4 protein-coding genes and 2 pseudogenes are annotated in these 4,420 nt (G+C 51.6%); 4 read left to right on the top strand and 2 right to left on the bottom strand.

Features of this window, described 5'->3' with window-relative positions; genetic code table 11:
* Positions 1 to 65: 65 nt before the first annotated feature.
* Positions 66 to 458, top strand: a pseudogene (locus CSR02_RS09105) (LysR substrate-binding domain-containing protein); the annotation flags it as partial.
* On the opposite strand, the gene CSR02_RS09100 reads toward CSR02_RS09105, so the two are convergent.
* Complete coding sequence (locus tag CSR02_RS09100) at positions 434 to 1,375, bottom strand: AEC family transporter (protein ID WP_099541419.1); 942 nt, start codon at positions 1,373 to 1,375, stop codon at positions 434 to 436. The pseudogene CSR02_RS09105 and the gene CSR02_RS09100 sit on opposite strands and share 25 nt — an antisense overlap.
* A gap of 81 nt (positions 1,376 to 1,456) precedes the next feature.
* On the opposite strand from CSR02_RS09100, the gene CSR02_RS09095 reads away from it, so the two are divergent.
* Positions 1,457 to 2,362: a LysR substrate-binding domain-containing protein gene (locus CSR02_RS09095; RefSeq protein WP_183172737.1), complete on the top strand. Its 906-nt coding sequence runs from the start codon at positions 1,457 to 1,459 to the stop codon at positions 2,360 to 2,362.
* Between the two features lie 60 nt (positions 2,363 to 2,422).
* Here CSR02_RS09095 and CSR02_RS09090 read toward each other — a convergent pair whose 3' ends face one another.
* Positions 2,423 to 3,052: a LysE family translocator gene (locus CSR02_RS09090; protein ID WP_099541416.1), complete on the bottom strand. Its 630-nt coding sequence runs from the start codon at positions 3,050 to 3,052 to the stop codon at positions 2,423 to 2,425.
* Between the two features lie 206 nt (positions 3,053 to 3,258).
* Here CSR02_RS09090 and CSR02_RS09085 point away from each other — a divergent pair, with 206 nt between their 5' ends.
* Entirely contained in the window at positions 3,259 to 3,711 is a 453-nt protein-coding gene (locus tag CSR02_RS09085) for an Lrp/AsnC family transcriptional regulator (protein WP_099541421.1), read from the top strand.
* A gap of 158 nt (positions 3,712 to 3,869) precedes the next feature.
* Positions 3,870 to 4,044 (top strand): annotated as a pseudogene (locus CSR02_RS17205) (DUF4172 domain-containing protein); the annotation flags it as partial.
* Positions 4,045 to 4,420: the final 376 nt, after the last annotated feature.

Below are 4,420 nucleotides of genomic sequence, written 5' to 3'. Positions count from 1 at the left end.
GACGTATAGGAAGTCCTGAACAACCAGAAAATGATCCAAAATTACTCCATCTGTGAGATTTCCGCGTCGAGGGGCATCAGATGATCGGCTTCGTATCCTCACGTACCGGCCAGCCCCTGCCATTGGAGTTTACGCGCGGAGAGGAGGTGATTGAGAGATCACTCCCTGCGCGTTTGTTGGTCGGGGGCGTGGATACCTATGCCGAAGCAGCCAGGCTCGGTTTTGGCATCGTGCAGGTTCCACGCTATGGCTTTGCCGATGACCTTGCAAATGGCACCTTGATCGAGGTTCTCCCGGATTTTCCTCCAATGCCAACGTCGGTTTCAGTGCTTTATCCGAGTAACAGGCAGCTTTCTCCACGTGTGCGGGTGTTCGTGGACTGGCTGGTGGAGATTATTGGTCCGAGACTTTGTCAAAATGCCGATGAGCGTTCCTACGCGGGTGCAAAGGCGAGGTAGAGCGAGATTGTTGCAATCGAGAATACGGTGGAGGCAAGGACCACACGTCCGGTAAGGGCTGCTTCACGATCATAGAATTCCGCCAGCATGAACGAGCCCGTTCCTGTTGGAAGTGCGGCAAGAAGCACGGCAATGTGCGTCATCGCAGGGGGCAGATGGAGCACTGGTGCTGCAATAATCCATGTCACTAGAGGCTGGGCGATCAGCTTCAGGCCAACAAGAATGGCCGCTGTCGACGGACGCGCAGATGCGGCACCGGCCGAATTTCCGGCGAGGAACAGACCGAGGGCGATCAGGGCGCAGGGCGATGCGGCTCCGCCGAGAAGCTTCAGAAAAGCATGCACGGGTCCTGGCAGGTGGCCACCAGATACCATGACCAGGCCACCAAGTGCTGGTGCCACCAGTAAAGGATTTTTCACTAAAGAAAAAAGGGTTTTTGCGATGATATCACGCGGCCGTGCTTCGGTTTGCAGTCCAGCCTCGATTAAAATGATTGCTATGACAAACAGCACACAGACCGTTACGATCGTGGCAATGAGAGTGGGGGCCATGCCGGTATTGCCAACAAGAGACAGGACGAGCGGGAAACCGACAAACCCTGTATTGGCGTAACTTGCGTTCAGTCCGTCAATGGCGGCATCGGCAAGGTGATGTCCTGTTGAAACCCGCCAGCACAGCGTCCCGGCAAACACGATAAAACAGCCAAGCGTGAACGCCGCAATAAATCCCGGTTCCCACAGATCGGTCATTTTTGCATTTGCCACGATGTCGAACAGCACTGCAGGTAGCGCAAGATAGACCACGAGCCGATTGACTTCGCGCGTGGCATTGGGACCCAGTGCGCCCGATTTGCGTGCGATCCATCCGGTGAGAATGAGGGCAAAGATAGGCAGGACGATCAGTAGATTGTTCAGCATCAAGGACCTCTGGAACTTACCAAAGGCGTGACGGTAACGGAGGCTATCGATATAATCCAATACTCATATGGTTTACGATCAATGCTTTCAGGGTATCAGATGGACACGCGGCATATGCGATTTTTCATGGCTTTGGCCGAGACGCTTCATTTCGGGCGGGCCGCCGAGCGAATGAACATGAGCCAACCGCCGTTCAGTCGTCAGATTGCGATGATTGAGCGTACGTTGGGCGTGAAGCTGTTTGAGCGAAACTCGCGCAACGTGGCTCTCACCCCAGCCGGGAAACACTTCATGGAAGATTGTCGAAATGTGCTGGGGCAGTTTGAAGACGCCTGTCGAGATGTCAGGCTGGTTGCCAGCGGCATGAAAGGCGAATTGCGCTTTGGATTCATGATGCATGCTGCTCACAGTGTCGTGCCGGAACTTGTGCAGCTTTATGCAAAGGCAAGGCCTGATGTTCGCCTTGTCCTTGATGAACGCACGCCGACAGAGATCGATGAGATGCTGGTGGCTGGAACACTGGATGCGGCTGTAACATTTGATTGCGGATATGCGCCGCACCTGCAGACAGTGCTGTTGGCCAGAGAACGGTTACGCATTATCATGAGGGAAGACCATCCTCTTGCCACGGTCGGGCAGATCTATCCTGAGAAACTCCGCGAGGAGAAAGTCATCGCTGCACCCGCCGCGACAGCGCCGGCTCTGCGATCTGCAATTAACAGCTATTTTTCGGCCAAGGGAATTGTCCCGCATGTCGTGCTTGAACCGCGGTTGCAGCACACGATTATCCAGCTTGTTGCAAAAGGACTGGGCGTAGCCCTTATCCCTGTATCGCTGTGTACCGGAATGGGGACAGGGCTGATATCACGGACTTTGACAGACGCTCCCCAGCTTGATGTTGTTCTTCGTGCGCCGATGACTACAAAAAACCCCGCAGTCTCGGCATTCATGGAAATCGGGAAATCGATACAGCGGACTTCACTCTAAACCCACAAAATCTGTGAAATAAAGCCTGTTTCCAATTTCTTCGCTTTCCATACTCCTTCGTCATGAGTGGAATAATTTTATGATGTCTTCTGACGCCAGACCCAGACCAAGCAGGACCATGATCGCTCCAGATATATAGCTTGTTACAATGGACGCTCTGGGGCGGCTGCTTAATATTGTCCGTGCCCCAAATCCGACCATCAGATAGATGGACACGCAGTTTATTGTATGAACGCAGCCCAATATCGCGATCTGTAAAAAGATCGGCAATGATGACCCCGGATTTGTAAATTGGGGTAGAAGGGCAAGAAAAAACAGAAGAGCCTTGGGGTTCAGGCCGCTGATGGCAAACCCTTTGGTAATCCAGCGCTGAGCGCTTGTTTCGCGTTCATGTCCTTCTTTCGGTAGGGGAGGATGGCGCAAAAGGGAAATGCCCAGTTTTATGAGATAGGCTGCACCTGCAAACGTCAGAAGGGTGACCGCGAGCGGCATGCCAGCGACAAGCGCACCGATACCACCTGCGACCGTTCCGGTAATGGCAATATATCCGAGGAACAGACCGAACACAGCAGGCACGACTGCGGCATGATCACGTATTCCGGCGGAAATGACATACGCCCAGTCAGCACCAGGGGTTGCGGCAAGGAGGATGGAAATCGTCCAGAAAGCAAGAAGCGTATGCAAATTCATCAAACATGCATCGCTTTAGAAGGAAATTTACAAAGTTCCACGGCGTTTTCATGTGCTCCAATTATGTTCCTGATCGCCATCCATGTGATGCGAGAGAAGGTAGGATAGCGTAGATCTGCAGACATGAGGTTGCGTTTATGCCAACTGACCCGTTGATATTTGGCATTTGATTGCGTCGATATGATTATTTCTGATATAATATGTTAATGAAACTGGATGCGATTGATCGGCGTATTCTTCGTGTTCTCCAAGAAAATGGCCGTTGCCCCAACAATGAACTTGCGAGGCGCGTTGGGCTCTCTCCATCCCCGTGCCTGCGCCGGGTGCGGATGCTGGAAGAAAGTGGTGTTATCGAAGGGTATGTCGCTGTTGTGAATCCCGTAAAAGCCGGGTTCGGCGTGACAGCGTTTGTCAGGATATGGCTGACGGGAGAAGACGAGAGACAGTCCGAGCATTTCATCAAGGAAATCGGAAAACTTCCGCAGGTGACGGAAGCACACGTCCTTGCAGGAGACTGTGATTTCCTGTTGCGCGTCGTTGCGGAAGACCTTCCAGGATTACGACGTTTTCAGAGTGAACAGCTTGCACGCATCAAAGGTGTGCGGAGCATGAAGACGGACATCCCGCTCGTGAAGGTCAAGAACGCAAACTTTGCGTAATTTCTAAAATAACTGCGTTTTGATCCATTGATTGCGTTCTGTGCATGCCTTGTTACCATATGCAGTAAAGAATAGGCGTATTCACCGCATATCATGCAGTTATTGCCTTGTCGTTTACGGCGATGAGGTGCCAATTCTCTGCAAGAAGTGCAGGGAATATGGCACGATATATTCATCAGTATGAAGATTGGCTCGGCTTCCGATGAGATAAAAACACTATCTCTCATGAACTGATCACCGTGCGTCATAGGCAGGGACGCCTCCTGGAGCGTATGGAAAGTCTCGACTTCGATTTCACGGTCGGAAGTCGTGCTCCAAGCCCTGACGGAAGATGACAGACAGGCGAGGAGAGGAAGGTTTAACAGGGACAGGCTTTTTTCTACACCCACCTCCACAAGAGGGGCGAGAGATGATGCCGGAAGATTCCCGGTCTCCTGCCTGCTTTGAGGCAGAAGACTTTCTCAACTGGGGAAATAAGGTCGTTATTTCGGAAAAGTTCGGGGAAGTATAATGCAGATCGAAGCCGCAAGAAATGTCATATTTCTAAACGAATTCCTGAAGAACGATAGGAATAGGATTTTCTCTGATCTGAATAAGCTCTTTGAACTGCCCGAAGTTTCTTATGAAGTAGGATAGTTTTTTTAAGTCAGACCCGGACAATCCATTTCAGTCTCAGCCATGTTCTTGTTGTTCATCAACCAATTTTCTG

It is taken from the genome of Acetobacter pomorum, assembly GCF_002738225.1.
Taxonomy (GTDB): Bacteria; Pseudomonadota; Alphaproteobacteria; order Acetobacterales; family Acetobacteraceae; genus Acetobacter; species Acetobacter pomorum.
The sequence above is the reverse complement of the archived record's forward strand: the minus strand, read 5'-3'. Positions and strand labels throughout refer to the sequence as shown.